Consider the following 23,136-nt stretch of genomic DNA (forward strand, 5'->3'; position numbering starts at 1 on the left):
TCAGCCGACATTCTCGATCGAGTTGCGGATGTCGCGCCGTTGCAGCTTCCCGATCGGGTTCCGGGGCAGCTCGTCGACCGTGACGATCCGCTCCGGCAGCTTGAACGACGCCACCTCCTTCGCCCGCAGGAAGCTCACCAGGTCCTCGAGTTCGACCCCGGCCGCGGTCGCGGGAACCACGACCGCGCAGCACTTCTCGCCGAGCACGTCGTCGGGGTACCCGACGACCGCCACGTCGGCGACCGCGGGATGCTCGATCAGGATCCCTTCGATCTCGGCCGGAGCGATGTTCATCCCGCCGCGGATGATGATCTCCTTGCTGCGATCGACGAACCGGAGGTACTCGCCGTTGTCGCCGCACAGCTCGAAGATGTCACCGCTGCAGAGGTATCCGTCGTCGTCGAACGGGCTCGACGCGGCGGTTCCCGCGAGGTAGCCGGCGAAGATCGTCGGGCCCTGCAGGCGGAGTTCGCCGCGCCCGCCGACCTCGGTGACCTGCTCACCGGTCGCGAGATCCACCAGCCGCACCGAGGTACGCTCGGCGACCTCGGTGACCCAAGTACGCTCCGGCGCACCATAATTCGGCAGGTACTCGGCGCGAATCATCGGGTCCGGCGTGTCGGACGGGGCACCGAGCAGGCACACGCCCTCGTTCGACCCGAAGAAGTTGAGCACCTCGACGCCGAGCGAGTACTGCCAATCGCGCACGACACCCGGCGGCAGCGGAGCGCCGCCCGACCCCACCCGGCGCAGCGCCGACAGGTCGTGCGCGGCGCGCAGGTCCTCGCGCTGCAGCAGCATGGTGAGGATCGCGGGCGGCATGCTCGTGTGGGTGACCCGGTAGCGCTGGAGCTGATCGAGATACACGGCCATGTCGAGCGGGTGGTGCAGCACCAGGTGGCCACCACCGAGCAACCACGGCAGCAGCGAGGTCGCGAACCCGGCCATGTTCACCATCGGGAACGGGTTGAGCATGACCGAGGCAGGGTCCGTCTCCAGACCGTCCTGCACCGCCTGCCCCACCGCGATCCAGTCACCGTGGCAGCGAGGCACGCCCTTGGGCGCGGCCTCGGTGCCGCTGGTCCAGCAGATGGTGACGCAGTCGTTCACCGATCGGGGCAGTGCCCCGTAGGCGCGGCGCACGGCCTCGCGCGATTCCTCGGTGGCGGGCGCCGCGTCCAGGGGCCTGCTTGCGTTCGACGCGGCCGCACCGAAGGTGAACACGGCGCGCAGCGAGGGTAGTTCGCCGATCAGGCTGAGCGCTTCCTCGGACGGCGCCCGGTCGCCGAGGACGGTGACCGTGACCACCGCGACGGCCGAGGCGGATTCGACGATCCGGGTCAGTTCGTGCCGTCGATACGAGGCGGGCATGGGGGCCGCGATCGCGCCAAGGCGCCACAGCGCGAAGTAGGTCGCGGTCAAGGCGACGGAGTTGGGCATCAGCACCGCGACGACGTCGCCGGGACCGACACCCGATTCGTGCAGTTGGGCGGCGAGGTCGTCGACGCGGGCATCGAGTTCCCGCCAGGTCAGCTCCTCGGGCTCGAGCCCGCACAGCTCGGGCAGGTTCGTCGGATCGGTCACCGCGCGAGCCTCGCCGCGGGTGCGGACGTGGCCGTCGAGGAGATCGAGCACGGTCAGCGGTGACCACCACCGGCGTTCCAGGTAGTCCGCGACACGGTGATCGGGATGGCAGGGGCGTAAGCGGTCGGCGGCGGTGCCGTCCGGGATGGCGTTCATGGTGTCTCTTTCGTGCGGTGATCTGGGTTGCCGGTCAACGGTGCCGACGGACGACGACGGCGGCGCCGAGCCCGAGCGCCGCCGGGATGGTCACGAGGGCGTATTCGCCGTCGACGTGGGCGAGCTGGTCGAGGGCGTTGACGAGGAGCGCTCCGCCACCGGCACCCAGCGGATGGCCGGTAGCGAGCGATCCGCCGCGAGGATTGACCCGGAGCGGATCGAGTCCGAGCTCGCGGATCATCACCAGGACCGACGCGGCGAAGGACTCGTTCGCCTCGATCACGTCGAGCTGTCCCGCGGTGATCCCGGCCTTCTCGATGGCGCGGCGCGAGGCGGTGACCGAGGCCGTGAGCAGCGGCGAGCGCACGGCGGCCTGGGCTACGCCGACCACCTCCCCGATCGGCTCGCCGCCGATTCGATCACCTGCGGCGGCGGATCCGAACACCGCCAACGCCGCACCGTCGGCCATCTGCGGAGCGGTGGCGGCGGTGTGCAGCCCACCCGCAGGCCGCGCGAGCGCGGGCAGGCGCTTCGCGACTCGGCTCCACGACGGGTCCTCGCCGAAGAGTGGCGCGAGTTCGCCGAGGGATTCGAGGCTGACGTCGGGTCGGGGGCCCTCGTCCGAATCCAGGATGGTGGTGCCCTCCGATCGGACCGCGATCACCGAACGCGACGGCGGAGCCGCAGCGGCGCGCTGGTGCGAGGTGACCGCGTAGGCGTCGAGATCGGTTCGGGTCAAACCGTATTCGGCCGCGGTGAGGTCCGCGGAGACCCCGATGGTGACGTAGCCGGTGCGGTCGCCGAGTTCCTCGTCGCCGACGAAGGCCGGCCGGTCCGACAGCATCGGTACCCGGGACATCGACTCGACGCCACCGGCGACGACGACATCGGCGATACCGGAGGCCACCTTGGCCGCGGCGGACTCGATCGCGTCCAGTCCCGAGCAGCACAGTCGCGAGACCACGCCCGCGCCGACGTGGTCGGGCCAGCCCGCCCAGAGCACGCCTGCCCTGGCGACATTGCCGCCCTGGTCACCGACCGCGGTGCTGGTGCCGACGATGACATCGTCGACCGTATCGGCGGGGAGACCACGTTCCCGCAGGGCGGACAGCAGCTGGGCGAGGAGTTCGTGCGCGGGGACGTCGGCGAAGGTGCCGCCCTGACGCCGGACCCGGGCCTTCGGTGTGCGGACCGCGTCGTAGATGTAGACGCCGGAGGAGAACTGGGACATGGTCACGCCCCCTCGACCTGGCGGCGGTCCTGGACGACGCGGAAGCGCCCGGCGACGAACGACTCGTCGGTGAGGGTCGCGTTGCCCGCGGGGTTGAGCCCGGTGACGTGGTAGTCGCTGTAGGCGGCCGCGAACTGCATGGGCATCGAGGACACCAGGTTCGCCGAGAGGGAGGCGCCGGCATCGGCGTAGGCGTCGGCCACCTCGTCGACGACGGCGTCGTCGGTGCAGTAGAGGTAGGAGCTGATCGCGCCGTGGCCGCGGACGCTCGCGGTCGCGTGCGCCACCGCGGCCGCGGTATCGGCACAGTCGATGAGGAAGGCGACCGGACCGAACTGCTCGCCCTCGGGAAGCGTGTCCCCCCGACGGGGATCGACCCGCACGACCAGTGGGGTCACCGCCCTGGCCTGGGGATAGTCGGGGTGGACGTACGGTACCGGCCCGCGCAGCAAGCTCCCGCTCGCCTCGGCCGCGTCGGCGAGCTCGGTGATCGAGTGCAGCGTCGCGTCGGACTGCAGCGCGCCGCAGACGGCCGCCGCGCGGCGTGGCACGCCTGCCAGGTCGTCGATCGCGGACAGGAGCGCGGCGACGACGTCGTCCCGGGCGATCACGCCCGCGTCCGTGCGCACGCCCGCGTCGGGGAGGTAGATGTTCTGCGGCGTGGTGCACATCTGGCCGCTGAAGAGCGAGAGACCGCCGGCGAGCGTGCGCATCGCCGCGGACAGATCGGAGACGGAATCGAGGACGACGGTGTTGACGCCCGCGGTCTCGGTGAACACGAGGGTGTTCGGGACGTTGTGTTCCAGCCACGACCCGAAGGCGGGACTGCCGGTGAAATCGACGATCCGCACCTCGGGGCTGGTGGCGAGCCGTCCGGCGACGGGAGCCTCGGCGGTGTCGACCACCAGCTGGACGGCGTCGGCGGGCAACTGCGCTTCGGCCAGCACCTCGCGGATCACGCCGACCGCGAGCGCGGTCGCCAGGACCGAGCGGGGGTGCGGCTTGACGAGGACCGGGTTTCCCGTCGCGAGGTTGGCGAGGATCGCCGGGTAGGCGTTCCAGGCGGGGAACGAGGCGCAGGCGATGACGAGCGCGGTACCGAGCGGGCGGACGCGGAATCGCTTGCGCAGCGTCACGTCCGACTTGCCGAACCGCTGCCGCCAGGTCACCTGTTCGGGTATCCGGGTCATCGCCGACCAGGCCATCGCCACCGCTTCCAGGCCGCGGTCGAGGGCGTTGGTCCCGCTGCCGCTGCAGGCCATGGTGAGGCTCTGCCCCGTGGTGTGCGCGGTGACCGCCGCGAACTCCTCGCCGCGCTGGTGGATCCGGTGCAGCGCCTCCAGGCACACGCCGACCCGGCGCTCGATGTCGGCGTCGCGAAGGGCGGGCGCGCTGGACGCCGCGCCGGCCAGCGCCTCGTCGACGGATGGCGCGTGGTAGCTGACGTTGAGCGCCTTCCCGGTGTACGGCGAGATCTCGTCGGCGGTGATCACCGAGTCGGTGGGCGACGAGAGCGTCAGGGTGGCACCGTCGAACCTGGCGAGGACGGCATCGGCCCGCGCGACGTCGGGCGGGGTGATGGGCGCATACCCGGTCCAGGCGGCGCGGGTGCGGTTGGCCTCCGCCGCCGCTCGCAGCTGTTCGAGGTGGGTTTCGAAGAACATCGGCGCTCGTTCCTGTGTCAGCAGATGTGTGGCGAGATCAGTCCGTTGTCGGGAGCGCGGAGGTAGGTGTCCGCTTCGGCCGAATCAACTACTGTTATTGAAGTGAAGCAGGACACAGCGGGAATTGTCAACGGCCGATGGCGGCCGGACCTTGTGAGAGGAAGAGCGCGTTGCGGCTAACGCGGGAACTGAGCGCCGAACGGGAAAGGTTCGAAGCGCACGGAAGTGCGCTCCATCGCGACCTCGCAGCCACGGCAGCGCAGCGCGGGCAGCAGCCACGAACCGCACTCGGGGTGGCGGAGTTTCGGCCCGAGTGAGAGCGCGTCGGGGTGCGCGAGCTCCGTCCACGACAACAGGAAGGCGAAGATCGGGAACAGTCCCCGGCCGCGCGGGGTCAGCACGTACTCGCGCCCGCTACCGCGTTCGCTCCGGGCGAGGATCTGCATCTCGGACAGCCGTCCCAGCCGTTCGGTGAGGGTTGTCGGCGAGATGCTCAGGATGGACTGGAATTCCCCGAAGCGGCGCACCCCGGACAGCGCCAAGCCGGTGACCATGGCGCTCCACCGGTCGCCGATCGCCTCCATGACCTCGGTGAACTGCAGGTCGGCGCGGCTCACGGACGGGGCATTGCGGGTCGATCGCCGTCGCCCGCTGCGCGCCACCAGGACCAGCGATGCCCGGTCCAGTTCGAGCTGGGCATCCCGGGTGCCGACGGTGCGGCCACAGTGGCCGCACATCAGCGCCGGCGGCCCCCGATGGCCGCAGTCGATGTGCACCAGCTCCGGTTGCAGCAGCCCTTCGGGGGACCACTCCCGCTGCCACGCCCAGACGCTGGCCAGGATCTCCCAGGTCGCCATGCCGAGCTCGGTCAGCAGGTAGTCGTGGCGGTCGCCGCCGTTGGGCTGCGGCCTGCGCTCCATCAGATCCGCCTCGACCAGCGCGTTCAGGCGTGCGGTCAGCATGGCGGGCGGGGCGCCGGTGCGGTCGATCCACTGACTGAAGCGGCGCGCGTGATCGACGAACGCCTCGCGCAGGATGGCCAGGGTCAACCGGTCGCCGAGCAGGTCGATCGTCTGGGCGACCGGGCTCTGCGGAGCGGTGGTCCCGGATTCGGTCACCTCATCCACCTCCCGGTCCCGCCCTCGACGATCGCCTCCCGCGCATCGTTCGCTCAGGCCTCCAACACAATAGCGATGCCTTGCCCCACGCCGATGCAGGCCGCTGCCACGCCGACGCCGCCGCCGAGCCGACGCAGGTGGCGCAGGCAATCGACCACCACTCTGGCCGCCGACGCGCCCAGTGGATGACCGAGGGCGATGGCGCCGCCGAAGGGATTGACCCGATCGACCCCGATTCCGGGGAGTTCCCGCAGGCACGACAGGACCATCGCGGCGAACGCCTCGTTGAGCTCGAGCACCCGGACGTCGGCGAGCTCGAGCCCCGCGCGGTCCACTGCTTTCGTGATGGCGGCCACCGGCGCGAGCGCGAATTTGTCGGGTTCGGCGCCGACCACCGCCGAGCTCAGCACCCGGCCGAGCGGCTCCACGCCGAGCTCGTCGGCGACGGCTCCGGTGCCGATCAGCGTCGCGACCGCGCCATCGCTGATCGGCGACGAATTTCCGGCGGTGACACTGCCGTCGCGCGAGAAGGCCGGCCGCAGTGCGGCCAGGGTCGCGGCGTCGGTCACCCGGATCGGTTCGTCGCGGTCCAGGTCCGGGTGTGGCGTGACGAAGCCGTCGTGCACGCCGCCCGCCCACGCCCGGCCCGCCAGCTCATGGGACCGCAGCGCCCATTCGTCCTGCTCGGCGCGCCCGATACCCAGCTGCTCCGCCACCAATTCCGCCGACCTGCCGAGCGTCTCGATCCAGGTCGCGGGGAAACGTGGGTTGGGCATGCGCCACCCGACGGTGGTGGGGATCAGTTCCATCCGCCGTGGAAACGCGGAGTCCACCGGCGGGAGCACGTACGGCGCGCGGCTCATGCTCTCCGAGCCGCCCGCGATCACGACCTCGGCGTCACCGACGGCGACCCGCCTGCCTGCGGCCAACACCGCCTCGGCGCCGGAGCCACACAGCCGGTTGACCGATACACCCGGGATCGTGTGGGGGAGCCCCGCGAGCAGCACCGCCATCCGCGCGACATTGCGGTTGTCCTCGCCCGCGCCGTTGGCGTTTCCCCAGACGACGTCGTCGATTCGACCGGGGTCGAGGGTCGGATGCCTGCCGACCAGCTCGGCGATCGGCAGCGCGGCCAGATCGTCGGCCCGGACGTGGGAGAGCGCGCCGCGGACCGCGCCGAACGGCGTGCGGACCGCGTCGATCACCCACGGCGCGCGTCGGTCGGCGCGGGGATGGCGTTCGGTCATGGGACTCCTCCTGGGTGATCGGCACGGCCCTTGCGGAAATTCGCCGGCCGTTGTCTACTTCAATAACTGTAGCGAATGAAGGGAGCCTCATGTCGATAGCCGACGTGGTTCGTACCGCGGCCGATCGGTACGGACCCGCGACCGCGATCGAGGACAGCCGCGGGACTCGGACGTTCACCGAACTGTCCGACCGGGCACACGCGCTGGCGGGAGGCCTGCGCGGCCTCGGCATCGCGGCGGGCAGCCGGGTCGTCGTCCTGGTCGGCAACTCCGTGGCGGCCGTCGAAGCCGACCTGGCGCTGGCGATCGGCGGCTTCGTCCGGGTGTCGCTGAACCCGCGGGTGGGCCCGGCGGAGTGGGAACGTGTCGTCACCGACTGCGCGCCGGACGCCCTGATCGTCGACACCCGGATCGACGGGGCGGCCGAGTTCGCCGCGCGGACGACGTCGACCGTGATCGCCGTCGACCCGACCGCGTCGGCCGGACTTTCGCTCGATGAGCTGGTGACCGGTGCCGCCGACTACGCCGGGTGGCCGACGCCGGAGCCGGATTCGCTGTGCGCGCTGCACTATTCGTCCGGGACCACCGGCCTCCCGAAGGGCGCCGAGCGGACGCATTCGAACCGGCTGGCATCGCTCGCCGCGATGCGCGACCAGGTGCTCGCCGGCACCCTCGACGGAGCCGAGCCCGCGGTGTTCCTGCACGCGGGCCCCGTCATTCACACCAGCGGGCTGTTCGTGTTGCCGTTCCTCGAGGCGGGCGGCCGCCAGGTACTCCTCGAGCACGTCGGCCCCGCGGGTCTCATCGAGGCCGTCGAGGCACACGCCGCGACCCATACCGCCCTGGTGCCGACGGTCATCGCCCGGTTGCTCGACATCGACGACGACCGGCTGTCGGTGCTGCGACGCCTGCGCATGCTCGCCTACGCGGGCGCTCCCATGCCCGTCGAACACATCCGGCAGGCGTATCACCGCATCACGCCGAATCTCGTTCAGTACTACGGAATGGTCGAGGCGATCCCGCCCCTGACGGTGCTGACCGCCGCGGACCATCGCCGCGGCGTGATCGACAACGCCGGACTGCTCGGGTCGGTGGGGCGCGCCTGCCCGGCCGCGGCCATCGTGTTCGGTACCCACGACGACCCGGTGCCCGACGGCGAGATCGGCGAGCTCGTCGTCGCCGGACCCGCTGTCAGCCCCGGCTATCACAACGCGGGCACGCGAACGGATCTGGGCAAGAGCCACGTCGACGGCCACCTGTACTCCGGTGACCTCGGCTACCGGGACCCGGACGGCTACATCCACCTGACCGGCCGCAGCAAGGACATGATCATCACGGGCGGGTACAACGTCTATCCCCGCGAGGTCGAGGAGGCGATCTCCGCGATCCCCGGAGTCGACGACGTCGTTGTCGTCGGGCTGCCCGACGAGGTGTGGGGGCAACGCATCGTCGCCGCGTACACCTCGGCGGCCGGCGTGCGTGTCGAAGGCGACGTCGTGCTGGCGGAGAGCCGGACCCGGCTGCCCGACTACAAACGCCCCAAGGCCGCGCACCGCATCGACCAGCTGCCACTGACCGCGCTGGGGAAGGTCGATCGGGCGGCGGCGGCAACGCTGCTCGACGCCCTCGTTCGCGCCGCATCATGAACTCGCCCAAGCACTTACCGCTCCCCGCCGAAGGAAACACCATGACCGACTCGTTCCTGTCCACCCTGCGCCTGCCGGTCGTCGCGGCGCCGATGTTCCTGGTGTCCGGCCCGGAGCTGGTCATCGCGGCCTGCACCGCGGGCGTCGTCGGATCGTTCCCGACGCAGAACTGCCGCACGGCCGCCGACCTCGACAGCTGGATGGGAACGATCACCGATGCGCTCCGCGCGGCAGCGGCCACTGAGCTCCGGGTGGCCCCATGGGCGGCGAATGTGATCACGCACAGCAGCAACGCCCGCCTCGCGGACGATCTGCGCCTCATCGCCGAGTACCAGCCGCAGATCGTCATCACTGCCCTAGGTTCGCCGAAGCCCGTGATGGACATCGTCAAGGGATACGGCGGCACGGTGATCGCCGACGTGGTCAACCTGCGCCTCGCGCACAAGGCCGCCGCCGCGGGCGTCGACGGCATGGCCTGCGTGTCGGCGGGCGCGGGTGGCCACACCGGCCACCTGTCGCCCTTCGCGTTCACTTCGGCCGTGCGCGAGTTCTTCGACGGGATGATCATCATCGGTGGCGGCATCAGCGACGGGTACGGCGTAGCCGGCGCGATCACCGCAGGCGCCGACCTGGTCTACATGGGTACCCGGTTCCTGGCCGCGGCGGAGAGTATGGCCGTCGACGGGTACAAGCAGATGGTCGTCGACCACGGACCCGACGACCTCGTGATCAGTTCCGCCATCACCGGCACCCCCGCCTCCTGGCTCAAACCCAGCCTCCTCGCCTGCGGCCTCGACCCCGACAACCTGACCGCGCCGACGGGCGAGAAGAACTACACGGCGGGCACCGAGTCCATGAAGCGATGGAAGGACGTGTGGGCGGCAGGCCAGGGGTTGCAGCCCATCCGCGTCGTCGAACCGGTGCACGCCATCGTCGATCGGATCGAGACGGAGTACGTCGCGGCGCTGCGACGGTCGAGCCGGATCATCGCCGCCGTCGCGCGATGAGGGTCGACCGGCGCAGCCCGTGCCGGGCGATCAGCTACCGATCAGATTGCCCAGCACGTCGGAGAGGATCTCGCTCAGCGAACCGGTGGAGCTGAGCTGGCCGTCGGAGGAACCGAGGCCGTTGTCGCCGAGGCTGCCGATCACGGTCTCGCCCGCGTTGGCGCCGCGCGCGGTGAAACAGGCGGTGAGCCCCGGCATTTCGTTGCTGACGCCCACGGTGCCCGCGACACCGACGCCACCGCTGGTGACCTGCTGGCCGACCTTGATGCTGTCGGGCACCGGGTAGGTGATGGTCAGGGTGACCGGGTTGCCGGAGTTGACGAACCAGCCGGTGCTGGTGACCTTCCAGCCGCCGGCGTTGGGCTCGGCGGTGACGTCCTCGGTGACCTGGCCGCCGATGGCATGGTAGGCGGTGATGGTGGTCTTGGTGGGCGCGCCGAAGCCGACCGGCGGGAAGTCGGTGATGGTGTTGACATAGGGGTTGCCGATCCCGGTGGTGCCGACGATGACCTTGTAGGTGACCGAGGTGCCGACACCGATCTGCTCCGCGCTGGCGATCTTGTCGTAGACGTGGGTGACGCCCCAGGTGCTGACGTCCTGTTTCTCGGCGTGGCTGCTGACCGCGCAACCGCCTTCCGCGGCGGCGACGCCGGGACCGAGGCCGACACCGACACCGGCGACGACCAGTGCGGTGGTGGCCACGCCTGCGGCGATACGGGAAGTCCGGTACATGATTTCCTCCAAGCCCCGGCGAACTCGGCCGGGACGATTCTCTTGTCGACTGGTCCGTTCCGGCTCGGATTCGCGCCGGAATGGACTGGATTCCCAGGGAACTAGTCGGTCCTGGGAAGATTCGATGCCACCACCCGGGTGGGCCTGTCGTCATCGATCACCGGGCTTCCTCCCACATGCGCAGGTAGATCTCCGCGCCGCGGAAGACATCGGCCATGACCTCCGGGCCGCCGAGTACGCGGACCGCTTCGAGCCAGTCGGCGTAGGACCCGTAGGTCGCGGTGCCGTCGGTATTGAAGTCGAAGACACGGTCGCCCCACCGTTCGCGGTCGAAAGTCACTCGGCCGTCGTGTGAGGTGAACGGATACCGGATCGTGCCCGGTCCGGGAGCGGCACCCTGGCCGGCGATGCCGTTCATGTCGGAGCCGAATCCGAATCCGAACTCGCTGTCCGGACGGGGGAGCGCGCGGGCCTCACGCCAGGCCCGGACGAAGGTCGAGGGTTCACTGGCATAGGGCGCGGCGAATCCGCCCGCGGCGTAGACGCGCGCCGTGGTCTTGTTCGAGTCCCAACCGTGGGAGGACACGACACCGGAATAGCCACGCTTCTCGATGATGGACATGACCTCGTCGGCGGTGGCCTCGCTCAGATGGTCCACCTCGATGAGGAATCCGTGATCGATCATCCTGTTGATCAGATAGCTTCCGAGGTCGGTCAATCCGCGCGCATTGCAGTGCGGTCCAGGCGGATACAGCGGGAGCGGCGCGCCGCCGATCAACGGACCGGTCAGGTTCGAGAGGAACTGATTGACATCTCCGGCGACCGGTACCGAGAGCTGAGTGCTGTCGTGTTCGGGACCGGGACAGTCCTGCACATTCCAGAAGGTGCCGGTCTGCATGAAGTTGCCCGCGTTGACGAGCAGGCCCGTGACATCGTGATCCATCTTGGTGCCGCCGAAGGCATTGTCGAACTTGTGTACCGGGAAGAAGCTGCTGACGCCGATTTCCCGTAGGTCGACCAGCCATCGATCGATATCGGCCCGCGTGCATTCCGGCTGCCCGAGAAACACTCCACATCCCAGCGGGTCGGACAACTCCATGCCCAGGACAACGGCGAGTTTGCCCGCCTCGGCGATCCGGCGAGCCTCACCTGGGCTGGTGGCGATGCGGAAGAAGCCTTGACCGGGGCCGCCGTACTGGGCATCGATGTAGTCCTGCAGCGCGCGGAGTCCTGTTGCTTGGAGCCGCGCGGAGGCCATGTCGTCGCACGGGTTTCGTCGATCGGTCATCATGGCGCACAGCGACTCGTTGTCCACGAGGTCGACGGTCATGACGCGCAGGCCTGCCTTCCAGGACCGCTCGATGCTGGTCCAGTAGGCGCCTTCGGTGGTGAGCACGGACGGCTTGGGCCAGTCGCGGAAGGTGGGCCAGCCGCCGGTGTCGGAATCGTGGAACGGTTCACCGTGATCGAGGAAGCTCGCGATCAGGCCGTTCGTGCCGGTGCGGTACGGGGCGCAGTCGGGCAGTGCGTAGGCCACACCGTAGGGGTGCCACGGGCGCCCGCAATGAAAGTTTCCGCCCATGAATTCGTAGGCGGTGATGTGCGCGTGCGCGTCGATGACGCCCTGGATCGATCCATCGGAGCCGAGCTCGGATCCCGGCGTGCCGGTGGTGCCGGACTGCGCCTCGGGAAAGTCAGCGCAGCCCGTGTCCGGGATGAAGGTTGCGGGTACGGTCGTGCCGGTCGCGACGTTGGTGATGGTGAATCGGTCTGGGCCGGAACCGTCCACGGTCCACACCGCGGCATCGGTGGGGTCCTCGGCCGGCTGGATCGACTCCGCGGTGGCTTCCAGGAACTGGTGAGTGCGCCCGTAGAGCAGGTACTCGCCGAGAGCGGTTGCCCGCAGCCGGTACGGGCCGGACGCGGGAACGAGCGGCCCGGCCGGGGTGTCGATCCGGTAGCAGCCGTTGACCAGTGAGTAGCGCGTCTGTGCGGACTCGGCCATGGCGGACCCCGTGGTGGATCCGGCGAGGCCCGCGCCGACCAGGGCCACGGTGACCAGGACCGAAGCCGGTCCGCGCAACCTGGGGGCACTAGGAATAGTGGTGGAACGCAAGGGTTCTCGATTCTGAAATAATGCCACTTCACTTTATGGGCGTGAGTGGCCGCCTGGGGCGCCGACTCTCGCTCGACGCCAAAATACTATGGCGCATAGTTTTTTGGGGCGTTTTCAGATCAGGGCCAAAGATGCTGCCACCGAGCCGAGCCCGACCGCGAGCGCCGCGGTGATCGGCACGAGAAGGACCGTGCCCACCAGCGCCCCCGCCGCTCTACGCCGGGCCGCCGAACGTGACTCCGGCGCGGCCCCGAGACAGGCCAGGCGAACAGCCAGCGAATCAGGCGCCGGCTCGACAGCCGCGATCGACATCCGGGCACCGTGCCCCGCCACGGTGCGCAGCGCCGAACCCAGTGAGTGCGGGTCGGTGCGAATCGCGGCAGCGCGATCCGCTGCGAGCTCGACCAGGGTCGTCAGCGCCGACGGCGCTGCGGCGAACAGCGGAATCCGAGGGAAGGCGCCGGCGAGTACCTGGCACACACCGAGGATGTGATGGTGGTGGGCGCGCAGATGCGCGTGCTCGTGCGCGAGCACCGCACGCCATTGTGTCTCGGTCAGGCAGCGGGCCAGACCGTCGGTGACTACGATATATCCGCCGTGTCCTGAGACGCTGTATGCCAACGGCACCGGGTGATCGAGCCATACCAGGCCGGTGCCGGCTGGATCGACGCGACCGAGTAACGCGAGCAGTTCGGTGTGCCGCTGACGATGAGCCGACCATTTTCGCGCGTGGATGACGGCGACACGGGCGACGAGTCCCACCGGAAGGATCGATCCGGCCATAGCGGCCGGCAAGATCAGGTCCGCTGTCCAGGTGACGACTGTGGGCTCGATCTCGGCGAGACTCTGTGCGACCGCACCCACGGATGAGTTGCCGGGCGGGTCTCCCGGCCACGCCAAGGCCGTCAACGCCAGCGCACCGACCGCGATCGTCGCCGACACCGCGCCCATCCAGGCCACGATGCCCACGACCGGCGCGCCGCCGAAGTCGATGCGCCGCAGCACCGTGGGCGTGCCCAGGGCCAGGATGGCGCCGACGGCCAGCAGGGCGATGAGCAGGATCACGGTCCGTCCTCGCCGGCGGACAAGCCCTGTCGCAGCGCCTGGACCTCCTGCGCGCTCGCGGTGCGCGCCAGATGCAGCAATGCGCCGGGCGCATCCGGGCTCGCGTCGAGAATCTCACGCAGCAGATCGGTGGTAGCTTCTGCGCGGGAGCGGCTGGGGCGATAGCGGTACCGTCGGCCGATCTTCTCTCGCTGAACCCAGCCCTTTTCCCAGAGATGCGTCACCACCGTCAGGATGGTGGTGTAGGCGGGAGTTCGTTGCTCCCGGCCCAGGCGATCGACGAGATCGTGCACCGACAGCGCGTCGGGAACCTCCCACAGCACCGTCATCACCTGGTTCTCCAGCGCACCCAGGCCTTTCACCATCGCTCGTCCCATCTCGCCGCTGCGCATAAAAGATACTGTCCCTTCGCCGTCTCCGCGGTTCGAATCCGGTGAAGTGCTGGAATGTATCGTGAGGTATCTCCTTTGCCGGGGGATCAGCGTCGCCACGACAGGAAGTCCGTCGGCAACGGACCTTCTCCGGCGGATCGTGTGGTCGGCGGCCCGAGCGCCCGTCGGATCCTGCCGGGCTTCTCGGGTGCCGCCTCGTGAACCTCCGCAGACGCGTCCGATCGCGGACGACGCCGCCGGAGATGGGCATCTCACATCGGCCCAGGGCTGGATCGTGGGTCCGCGCACCCCGCTGTGGAGTGGGAAGCGCGGGTCCGAAGGCGTCAATCGGGCAAGGGCACCGACCAACGCAGTGTGGTGCCGCGACCGCGGGCAGTGCCGGCGGTGACGGTCCCACCGTGGCGTCGTGCGCGGGCGGCGAGGTTGGCCGGGCCGCTTCACTGGCAGCTCGCGCGAGTCTCCGCAGAGGTAGCGTCCGTCCTGGGAGCAGAGGCAGAGTAGAGAAGTTGGGCCCCGGCATGAGGTCCAACCGGCCTGGGTTGGCGCGGTGGCCGAGGCGTCAGGGCAGGGGAGCTGTCCAGCGCAGGATGGTTCCGCCTTCGGGGCGGTCGACGAGCTGGAACGACCCTCCGGCTTTCTCGGCGCGGACGGCGAGATTGGACAATCCGCTGCGGCGCGCGAGGTCGGCGGGGACGCCGATGCCGTCGTCGGCGACTTCGATCGTCACCTCGTCGCCCACCCGGAGTTCGACCGCGACCAGACTCGCTCGCGCGTGCCGCACGACATTGCTGACGGCCTCGCGCAGGACTGCTTCGACATCGTCGGACAAGGGGGGAGCGAGCACCGTGACGGGTCCGGCGAGGCGGACCGTCGTGCGCAGCCCGATGTCGGCGGTGGTGTCGACGATGATGCCGTGCAGGTGTTTGCGGTACTTCGAGGAATCCGCCGTGTTGTTGCTCTGCAGGTCGAAGATCGAGTGACGGATGTCCTGGACAATGGATTGGATATCATCGATGGTCGCCATCAGCCGGTCCTTGACCTCCGGTGTGCGCGCTCGCTGGACGGTGCCCTGCAGAGAGAGGCCGACCGCGAAGAGCCGCTGGATGACGTGGTCGTGAAGGCCTCGGGCGATCCGGTCGCGGTCGGAGAGCACGTCGAGTTCGCGCATGCGGCGCTGTGTGTCGGACAGCTGCAGGACCAGCGCGGCTTGGTCGGCGAACGCGGTGAGCATGGTGGTGGTCGGCTCGTCCATCGGTTGTGTGTCCGCGGGCCGAATCGTGGTGAGTACGCCGATGACCTCCGACCCGACCCGCAGCGGGACCACCACTGCGGGCCCGGACTGGGCCCTGGTGTGCGAGAAGAGGTTATAGGGCAACCACTCGGACAAGACCGTTTTCTCGGAGCGGTACGCGGCGACGGACTGCGAGTCCTCGACGGTGAGGCGCTGGCCGATGATCACCTCTGCGTCGACTCCCGCCGCGGCGATCACCGCCAGCTCGGTTACTTCCTCGCGGGGCACGTCGGGATCCTCGGGGAGCGCGACGAACGTGCAGGCCGACTGGGTGAGTGTGAGGGCCCTCTGGGTGACGAGGTCGAGGACTTCGTTGGGTTCGCCGCCGGCGAGCAGTTCGGTCGCCACGTCCCGGGTCGCTTCGAGCCATTGCTGGCGGACACGGGATTCCTCGTACAGGCGCGCGTTGGCGATGGCGATACCGGCCGCGGCGGCCAGCGCCTGCACCACGACCTCGTCGTCCTCGGTGAACTCCTGCCCCCCGGCCTTCTCGGTGAGGTAGAGGTTGCCGAAGATCTCGTCGCGGACCTTGACGGGGACGCCCAGGAACGTCCGCATCGGGGGATGATGCGGCGGGAAGCCGACCGAGGAGGCGTGATCGGACAGTGACTTCAGCCGGATGGGTGTCGGCTCTTGGATCAGCAGTCCGAGCACGCCGTGGCCGCGGGGGAGGTCGCCGATGAGGACGCGGGTGCGGTCGTCGATGCCCTCGTAGACGAACTCTGCGAGCTGGTTGCTGTTCTTGTCGGTCTCCCGGACGCCGAGCGCGCCGTACTGGGCGTCGACGAGTTCGATGGCGGTGTGCACGATCGAGCGCAGCGTGTCGTCGAGGTCGAGCCCCGAAGTGACGACGAGCATCGCCTCGACGAGCCGGTCCATGTTATCGCGCACATCGATGATCTGGGCGATGCGGTCTTGAACCTGGCTCAGCAACTCCCGCAGCCGCAGCTGTGACAGTGTCTCGGTGACCGCGGGCTGCCGACCCTTCGCGGAGTCTTTGCCGTGTTCGCCCACGGGGGACATTGTTCCATGGTCATTCACGAGGGCGGTCCCGGTGTGCGCGGAAACCCCTCATGATTCGTCGAGCTTGGATGCCATGACCGCCGCCTGCGTGCGACGTTCGACGCCGAGCTTCGTCAGCAGCCGGGAGACATAGTTCTTCACGGTCTTCTCCGCCAGGAACATACGCGCGGCGATCTGCCGATTGGTCAGGCCCTCGCCGAGGAGCGCGAGCAGGGTTCGTTCCTGCTCGGTGAGCGTGGCCAGTGGTCCCGTCTTGCCCGCCGCCTCGGTGCGCAGCTTGGCCATCAGCGCCGCGGCGGCACGGTTGTCCAGCAGGGACTTCCCGGCGCTGACATCACGGATGGCGGTGATGAGCTCGAGGCTCTTGATGTCTTTGATGACGTAGCCGCTGGCTCCGGCGAGGATGGCGTTGAGCATGGCCTGCTCATCGGTGAACGAGGTGAGGATCAGGCACCGGAGTTCGGGGTTCGCCGAGAGGAGTTCGCGGCACAGTTCGATGCCGTTGCCGTCGGGGAGCAGGACATCGAGCACCGCGACCTCGGGGCGTAGCGCCGGGATGCGGGCCAGGGCCTGTGCGTAGGTACCCGCCTCGCCGATCACCTCGAGGTCGGGCTCCAGGTCGATGAGGTCGGCTACGCCGTGCCGAACGATTTCGTGATCGTCGACCAAAAAGACCTTCACCATGAGCGCGGACCTTTCGTTTCCTGTGGCACTACCAGCCTACGGCGCGGATCCGCGCGTCGCCTGACACTGCCCGATAGATTATTTGTGCCCGCCTGCGGGTGGATACTCCTGGGGGTAACCTGCCATGCCCGCCGACAGGCTGGCCTGTGCCCACTGGGCGTCATACTCCGCCAACGCCTCGCCGCGCACGGCACCGTGAAAGTCACGGAGGTGTCCCTCAGCGCACGAAGATCACGTCGACGAGGACGAAGGCCGCCACCGTGAAGATCAAGTAGGCGAACCACCGCTGCAGGCGCGCGACGTCGATTCGTTGTCCGTATCGGCCCGCGACGAGCGATCCGCCGATGGCCGTCGCGGCGAAGACCGCCGCTACCCGCCAGTCGAGGCTGAGATCGCCCAGGTAGGCGAGCAGTCCCGAGGCCGAGTTGGCGGTGACGATCACCAGGGATGTACCGATGGCCACCGGCATCTCGATGCCGAGCAGCAGAACGAGGCCGGGGACGATGAGGAAGCCGCCACCGACTCCGAACAGCCCGGTCAGGAAACCGACGCCGAGGCCCACCGGAACCGCACGCGAGGTGCATCGACGCCAGTCGACGGTCGATCCGTCCACCCGGCACGCGGTACCGATGCTGTCCTCACCCGCGAGCATCCGGGCTCCGGCGGCGATCATGACGAGCGCGAAGCCGGCGAGAGTCAGCGTCGGCGGGAGGACGCGGTTGGCGGCACTCCCGGCGAACGCGGCGGGCAGTCCGGTCACGGCGAACACGCCCGCGACCCGCCACTGGACCCGACCGGAGCGCATCTTCGGGACGGCGCCCACCAGCGCGGAGAGACCGACCACCAGGAGGGACATCGGAACCGCCTGCCCGAGCGGGGTCCCGAGTCCGTAGACGAGCCCGGGCACGGCGAGGATCGACCCACCGCCGCCGAGCAGTCCGAGCAGGATTCCGATGACAGCACCCAGGAGCGCGGCGACGAGGATCGTCATCGGTGTCTCCTTGCGGGATCGGGCAGTGCGGCGTCATCGTTGTGGCTCGGAACCGGTCAGTTTTCGGTGGTCAGCGCATCGATCGCGGCCTGCAGGCGGGCGCCCGCGTCGTCGGCGATCGGTGCGAGCGCGGCTTCGTCGGTGACCTGCACGAGCAGTTGCGGATTCATCGCCTCGACGCGGACCGCACCCGGCGCGGCCGGGTCCTCGCGCACCACGACATTGCAGGGCAACAGCAATCCGATCTGCCGGTCGACCTCCACCGCGCGGTGCGCGAGCGGCGGGTTGCAGGCGCCGAGGATCAGATACCGCTCCATGTCGGCGCCGAGTTTGGCCTTCATGGTGGCCTGCATGTCGATCTCGGTCAGTACTCCGAAACCTTGTTCCTGCAACGCGGTTCGGGTCCGCGCGACGGCGTCGTCGAACGAGGTCGTCAAGGTCGTGGACAGTGCGAGGTTCATCCGTGGTCTCCGTTCTCGTTGGTCCAGGTCTTCGTGAGTCAGCGGCTGGTGGAGCGGCCGCGGCAGTCGATGCGGGCAAGTCCGGCTCGTTCCATGACCAGGCTCGCCGGGCACCAGCCCACGGCGGCATAGAAGACGAGATCGAGGCCGACGAAGGTGGTGAGCAGCAGCCACCAGGGCGTGAATACGAGGGCCGAAGCGACACTTGCCAGCACGACCACCCCGGCCATGAGTGGTACCACTCGTTCGACAGTCCAGCCCTGATGGCGGGGAAGATCACCCATCGATTCGGCCTCCTCGTGGTCAGGCGAGGGCGAGGAAGAGCTTCTCGAGCTCCGCTTCGCTCATGGGTTCCTTGCCGTCGGCGGCGTCGCCGGACAGGCATTCGCGCAGTCCACTGGCGACGATCTTGAATCCCGCCTTGTCCAGTGCCCGCGAGACCGCCGCGAGTTGGGTGACGACATCTTTGCAGTCGCGCCCGTTCTCGATCATCGAGATCACCCCGGCGAGCTGGCCGTGCGCGCGGCGCAGCCGATTGAGAACCAGCGCGATACTCTCGTCATTTCCGACCATGGCGATTCCTTTCTCGAATCTCCCGCAAGTATACCCTAGGGGGTATGTGTGGCGCGGTAATCAGCGCCACACATACCCCGACCACCTCAGCCGTGCGAGAAGGTGATTTTCGGTAGCGCGCGGCGCAACCAGGCGGGTGACCACCAGGCGGCGTGCCCGGTCAGGCGCAGCAGGACCGGCAGCAGGATCAGGCGGATGAAGACCGCGTCCAGCAGCACGGCGACGCCGAGGATGATTCCCATCTCCTTGGGCGGCAGCGGCTCCGCGAGCGCGAAGGTGAAGAACACCGCGACCATCACCGCCGCGGCAGCCGCGATGATGCGGCCCGAATGCGCCAGGCCCATGACATGCGCGACGTTCGGATCACCCGATTCCTCGTAGTGCTCCTTCGCGGTCGCGAGCAGGAAGACCGTGTAGTCCATCGCGATGGCGAAGATCATCGCGAAGAAGAACACCGGCCCCCAGCCGTCCAGGAAGCCCTGCGGGGTGAAGCCGAGCAGGCTAGCGCCATGGCCGTCCTGGAAGATCAGCTTGGCCACGCCGAACGCCGCCGCGGTCGAGAGCAGGCTCACCACGGTCCCGAGGACGGCGATGAGCGGAGCCTGGAGTGCGACCAGTAGCAGTGCGAAACCGAGCACGAGGATCACGCCGATGATCACCGGCAGATAGTCGTCGAGCGCTTGCTGAAGGTCGAGGTTCTCCGCGGGAGCGCCGCCGACCAGTGCCTGCGCCGGCAGGTCGGCGCGCAAACGGTCGAGGATCGCGCCCATCGCCTCATCCGAGGGGTCGACCGCTGGAATCGCCTGGAGCATCACGTGATCGGAGCCGTCCGCGCTGGGCATCGGCGGGGTGATCATGGCGATACCCTCGGTCGTTCTCGCGGTCGCGGCTGTCGCCTCGGCGTCGGCCGTGGGGGCGATGATCTGGAACATGCCCGGCGCTCCCTCGCCCATCTGGGCCTGGATCAGTTCGTAGCCCTGGCGCACCGCGGCGTCGGCGGGCACGACCTGGATCGAGGGCATGGCGACCTTCAGGCCGAGTGCCGGGATCGCCAATGCCGTCAGCACCAGCAGGGAGCCGATGGCGAACGGCCACGGGTGCCTGTGCAGCAGGTTGCCCCAGGATTCGAACCGGGGGGACCGGTGCTGCTGCCGGGTGGCGTAGGGCAGCGACCCGGCGTTGATCTTCGGCCCGAGCGCGCCCAGTGCGGCCGGAAGCAGCGTCAGCGTGGCGGCGAGGACGAACGCGACGGCGAGCATGATGCCCACGGCCATGGTCCGCACCGCGGGCGCGGGGACGAGCAACACCGCGGACAGGCTCACCAGCACGGTCAGGCCGGACAGGACCACCGCCTTGCCCGCGGTGTCCATCGTCTCGGCGACGGCGGCGCGAGTATCGGTGGTCTTTCGCAGCGCGTCACGAAACCTCGCGACGAGGAAGAGGGCGTAGTCGATGCCGAGCGCCAGGGCGAACATCATGGCGAAATTCATCGCCCACACCGAGATCGGGGTGACGGAATTGAGCAGCACCAGGCCGCCCGCCGAGGCGACCAGGCCCGCGAGGGTCAGCAGCAGCGGCAGGCCCGCGGCGACCAGTGATCCGAAGGCGAGCACCATGATCGCCAGTGTCACCGGCCAGGAGAGCATCTCCGCCTTGATCATGGCGTCGTGGTTGGCCTTGTTGAACTCGCTCCACAGTGCGGACGCGCCGGTGGGGTAGACCTCGATGTCCTCGGTGGACAGCGCGGTCAGTTCGCTGCCGAGGTCGTCGACAGCCTTGACCATCTCGTCCGTGCTCGCGGCGGCGCCGGCGATCACGACGCCGGTGTGGCCGTCGGGGCTGATCGTCATCCCGGGTTGGGGGGCGATGACGTCGCCGAAGCGGTCGTCACCCTGGAACAGGGTGGTCGCCTCGGCGATGACCTGCTGCACGGCGGGATCTGTAACCTGTGCCGAATCCGAGTGCACGACCACCTGCACCGCGGCGGAGGAGTTCCCGCCGAAATGCTGCTGCGCCAGCTCGCGTGCGCGCACCGACTCCGAGCCGTTGGCCTGCCAGCCGGCGCCGGCGAGAGAATCGAACACGCTCGGCGCCGCGGCGCCGAGCGCGACCAGCGCGATCAGCCACACGCCGAAAACCCACTTCGTGTGCGTGGCCATCCGCGCTCCCCAGCGAGCCAGCGCCCCGCCTGGCACCCCCGGTGGGGCTGATCCGTGGCCGGGTTTCGATGTCGTCGGCGACTGCTCACCGAGGGAGGTGGTGTTGGTGCGCAACGGGAAGCTCCTTATACGGGTGGGGGTATATTTCGGGCGAGATCAGCCCTGGGGCGCGGGGAGTCGGAAGAGGTGAGGTGGCCGGCGGCGCCGCCAGCGGCCACCCGGCCGGGCGGCTCAGCGGCCACCTGGCCGGGCGGCTCAGCGGCCACCTGGCCGGGCGGCTCAGCGGGCGCCCGGCCAGGTGTTCAGCGGCCCAGGATGCGGCCGAGGATTCCTCGGTTGCTGGTGTGGTCGGGTCGCGTATCGCAGGTGCACTGCCGAGATGCGGGCACCGAATTCATCACGCTGGCGATGTGCGATCCGCAGCCGCCCCATGTGGTCTTTTTGCAGGTCGAACAGGTGACGGGATAGCACATGAACTCCTCCTCGGAGATGTAGAGATTCGATCCAAGATACCCCAGGGGGTACTTGCATACCCTAGGGGGTATGTGTCAATCTGTCCACAGCGGCAGCGCGAACGTGTCGTCGGAATGGAGGAACGTGATGATTCTCGAGCAGTACTACCTCGAATGTCTGTCCCATGCCTCGTACCTGATCGGAGACGAGAGCACCGGCCGGGCCGTCGTCGTCGATCCGCGGCGCGACGTCACCGAGTATCTCGACGACGCGCGGCGACTCGGGCTGACGATCGAAGGGGTGATCAACACGCATTTCCATGCCGACTTCGTCTCCGGCCATCTCGAGTTGCTCGCCGCCACCGCGGCGTGGATCGGTTTCGGCGAGGCGGCCGAGACCGCGTATCCGATCCGTCGGCTCACGCACGGCGAGCGTGTTTCGCTGGGCGAGGTCGAGTTGGAGGTGCTGTCGACTCCCGGGCACACGTGGGAATCGATCAGCCTGGTGGTACGCGAAAACCCGACGGCCCAGCCGACGGCGGTGCTGACCGGTGACTCGCTCTTCATCGGAGACGTGGGCCGACCCGACCTGGTCAACCTCGGCGACGGTTCCACCGCCGATCTCGCGCGGGCCATGTACCGGACGATCCACGAGACGCTGCTGGCACTGCCGGACTCGGTGATCGTCATGCCCGCGCACGGTGCGGGCTCGTCGTGCGGGAAGAACCTGTCCGCGGAACTGACCTCGACGATCGGGGAACAACGCAGAACCAATCCCTCGGTGCGGCCGATGGGTGAGGAAGCCTTCGTCGCCCTGATCACCCACAATCAGCCGGCCGTCCCGGAGTACTTCCACGTCGACGCCGCCCTGAACAAGGGCAACCGCGCGGTGCTGGATCCGCGCCGCGCGATCCCGGCGTTCACCGCGCGACAGATTCGAGACGAAATAGCTTCCGGCACAGTCATTCTCGATGCTCGTACCCCCGAGGATTTCGCCGCTGGGCACCTACGCGGATCGGTGAATGTCGGTTTCGACGGGCGCTTCGCCGAAACCGGCGGCATGGTGGCCGAGATCGGCGACCGGATCGTGCTGATCGCCTACCCCGGCGAAGAGCAGGACGCCGCGCTGCGACTGGCCCGCATCGGGTCCGACGAGGCGGTCGGATACTTCACGATCGACGATGAAGGGATCTTTCCCGCGGAGCTGGCGGATCTCGTGCAGGCGGCGCCGCGGACATCCGTCGAGGAACTCCGGCAGCTGCTGGAAGCCGATCAGGTCGCCCTCGTCGACATCCGCAATCCGGGCGAGCGCGAGTTCGGCTACATCCCCGAAGCGAAACCCATTCCGCTGGCGCAGTTGCGTGCCAGGATCGGTGAGCTGCCCAGCGGGGTACCGATCGTGGTGCACTGCGCGGGCGGATGGCGCTCGAGCGTCGCCGCGTCACTGCTCCGATCACTGGGCGTCGAACAGGTCAGCGACCTGGTCGGCGGCTACAAAGCATGGAATGATCACCAGGCGGCGGCAACGTCCTGACCTGCGTTGA

19 protein-coding genes are annotated in these 23,136 nt (G+C 68.9%); 3 read left to right on the forward strand and 16 right to left on the reverse strand.

Going from position 1 to position 23,136, the window contains the following annotated elements; translation table 11 throughout:
- From ACFOW8_RS23130 to ACFOW8_RS23150, 5 genes are all read right to left on the reverse strand, one after another.
- The gene (locus ACFOW8_RS23130) at positions 1–1,740 is read right to left on the reverse strand and encodes a class I adenylate-forming enzyme family protein (RefSeq protein WP_378553536.1); all 1,740 of its coding nucleotides are present in this window, start codon (positions 1,738–1,740) and stop codon (positions 1–3) included.
- 34 nt (positions 1,741–1,774) lie between these two features.
- On the reverse strand, positions 1,775–2,971 hold the full coding sequence (locus tag ACFOW8_RS23135) for a thiolase family protein (protein WP_378554646.1): 1,197 nt from the start codon (positions 2,969–2,971) through the stop codon (positions 1,775–1,777).
- 2 nt (positions 2,972–2,973) lie between these two features.
- The gene (locus tag ACFOW8_RS23140; RefSeq protein WP_378553537.1) at positions 2,974–4,635 is read right to left on the reverse strand and encodes an aldehyde dehydrogenase family protein; all 1,662 of its coding nucleotides are present in this window, start codon (positions 4,633–4,635) and stop codon (positions 2,974–2,976) included.
- 176 nt (positions 4,636–4,811) lie between these two features.
- Complete coding sequence (locus tag ACFOW8_RS23145; RefSeq protein WP_378553538.1) at positions 4,812–5,753, reverse strand: winged helix-turn-helix transcriptional regulator; 942 nt, start codon at positions 5,751–5,753, stop codon at positions 4,812–4,814.
- A 53-nt stretch (positions 5,754–5,806) separates the two neighbouring features.
- Entirely contained in the window at positions 5,807–7,000 is a 1,194-nt protein-coding gene (locus ACFOW8_RS23150; RefSeq protein WP_378553539.1) for a thiolase family protein, read from the reverse strand.
- An 89-nt stretch (positions 7,001–7,089) separates the two neighbouring features.
- On the opposite strand from ACFOW8_RS23150, the gene ACFOW8_RS23155 reads away from it, so the two are divergent.
- The gene (locus tag ACFOW8_RS23155; RefSeq protein WP_378553541.1) at positions 7,090–8,646 is read left to right on the forward strand and encodes a class I adenylate-forming enzyme family protein; all 1,557 of its coding nucleotides are present in this window, start codon (positions 7,090–7,092) and stop codon (positions 8,644–8,646) included.
- Positions 8,647–8,687: 41 nt separating this feature from the next.
- A complete protein-coding gene (locus tag ACFOW8_RS23160) occupies positions 8,688–9,653 on the forward strand; it encodes an NAD(P)H-dependent flavin oxidoreductase (protein ID WP_378553542.1) in 966 nt (321 codons plus the stop codon).
- 30 nt (positions 9,654–9,683) lie between these two features.
- On the opposite strand, the gene ACFOW8_RS23165 is transcribed toward ACFOW8_RS23160, so the two are convergent.
- The 11 genes from ACFOW8_RS23165 to ACFOW8_RS23215 form a co-directional block, all read right to left on the reverse strand.
- Positions 9,684–10,385 (reverse strand): hypothetical protein, encoded by a 702-nt coding sequence (locus ACFOW8_RS23165; RefSeq protein ID WP_378553543.1) that lies wholly within the window; start codon positions 10,383–10,385, stop codon positions 9,684–9,686.
- Positions 10,386–10,542: 157 nt separating this feature from the next.
- Complete coding sequence (locus ACFOW8_RS23170; RefSeq protein WP_378553544.1) at positions 10,543–12,468, reverse strand: peptidase; 1,926 nt, start codon at positions 12,466–12,468, stop codon at positions 10,543–10,545.
- Between the two features lie 147 nt (positions 12,469–12,615).
- A complete protein-coding gene (locus ACFOW8_RS23175) occupies positions 12,616–13,566 on the reverse strand; it encodes a M56 family metallopeptidase (protein ID WP_378553545.1) in 951 nt (316 codons plus the stop codon).
- A complete protein-coding gene (locus tag ACFOW8_RS23180; protein ID WP_378554647.1) occupies positions 13,563–13,928 on the reverse strand; it encodes a BlaI/MecI/CopY family transcriptional regulator in 366 nt (121 codons plus the stop codon). The genes ACFOW8_RS23175 and ACFOW8_RS23180 overlap by 4 nt, the downstream gene beginning before the upstream one ends.
- Before the next feature lie 589 nt (positions 13,929–14,517).
- Positions 14,518–16,272: a GAF domain-containing sensor histidine kinase gene (locus tag ACFOW8_RS23185; protein WP_378553546.1), complete on the reverse strand. Its 1,755-nt coding sequence runs from the start codon at positions 16,270–16,272 to the stop codon at positions 14,518–14,520.
- A gap of 48 nt (positions 16,273–16,320) precedes the next feature.
- The gene (locus ACFOW8_RS23190) at positions 16,321–16,956 is read right to left on the reverse strand and encodes a response regulator (RefSeq protein ID WP_378553547.1); all 636 of its coding nucleotides are present in this window, start codon (positions 16,954–16,956) and stop codon (positions 16,321–16,323) included.
- A gap of 217 nt (positions 16,957–17,173) precedes the next feature.
- Complete coding sequence (locus tag ACFOW8_RS23195) at positions 17,174–17,947, reverse strand: sulfite exporter TauE/SafE family protein (RefSeq protein ID WP_378553548.1); 774 nt, start codon at positions 17,945–17,947, stop codon at positions 17,174–17,176.
- Positions 17,948–18,003: 56 nt separating this feature from the next.
- Positions 18,004–18,408 (reverse strand): DUF302 domain-containing protein, encoded by a 405-nt coding sequence (locus ACFOW8_RS23200; protein ID WP_378553549.1) that lies wholly within the window; start codon positions 18,406–18,408, stop codon positions 18,004–18,006.
- Between the two features lie 38 nt (positions 18,409–18,446).
- On the reverse strand, positions 18,447–18,692 hold the full coding sequence (locus ACFOW8_RS23205) for a YgaP family membrane protein (RefSeq protein ID WP_378553550.1): 246 nt from the start codon (positions 18,690–18,692) through the stop codon (positions 18,447–18,449).
- Between the two features lie 19 nt (positions 18,693–18,711).
- Positions 18,712–18,981, reverse strand: a complete 270-nt coding sequence (locus tag ACFOW8_RS23210; RefSeq protein WP_378553551.1) for a metal-sensitive transcriptional regulator — start codon at positions 18,979–18,981, stop codon at positions 18,712–18,714.
- Positions 18,982–19,067: 86 nt separating this feature from the next.
- The gene (locus ACFOW8_RS23215) at positions 19,068–21,140 is read right to left on the reverse strand and encodes an MMPL family transporter (protein ID WP_378553552.1); all 2,073 of its coding nucleotides are present in this window, start codon (positions 21,138–21,140) and stop codon (positions 19,068–19,070) included.
- A 600-nt stretch (positions 21,141–21,740) separates the two neighbouring features.
- Between ACFOW8_RS23215 and ACFOW8_RS23220 the strand changes: the two genes are divergently transcribed.
- Entirely contained in the window at positions 21,741–23,126 is a 1,386-nt protein-coding gene (locus ACFOW8_RS23220) for an MBL fold metallo-hydrolase (protein ID WP_378553553.1), read from the forward strand.
- The last annotated feature ends 10 nt before the right edge of the window (positions 23,127–23,136 follow it).

Origin of the sequence: Nocardia rhizosphaerae, assembly GCF_042650365.1 — a bacterium.
GTDB classification, from domain to species: domain Bacteria; phylum Actinomycetota; class Actinomycetes; order Mycobacteriales; family Mycobacteriaceae; genus Nocardia; species Nocardia rhizosphaerae.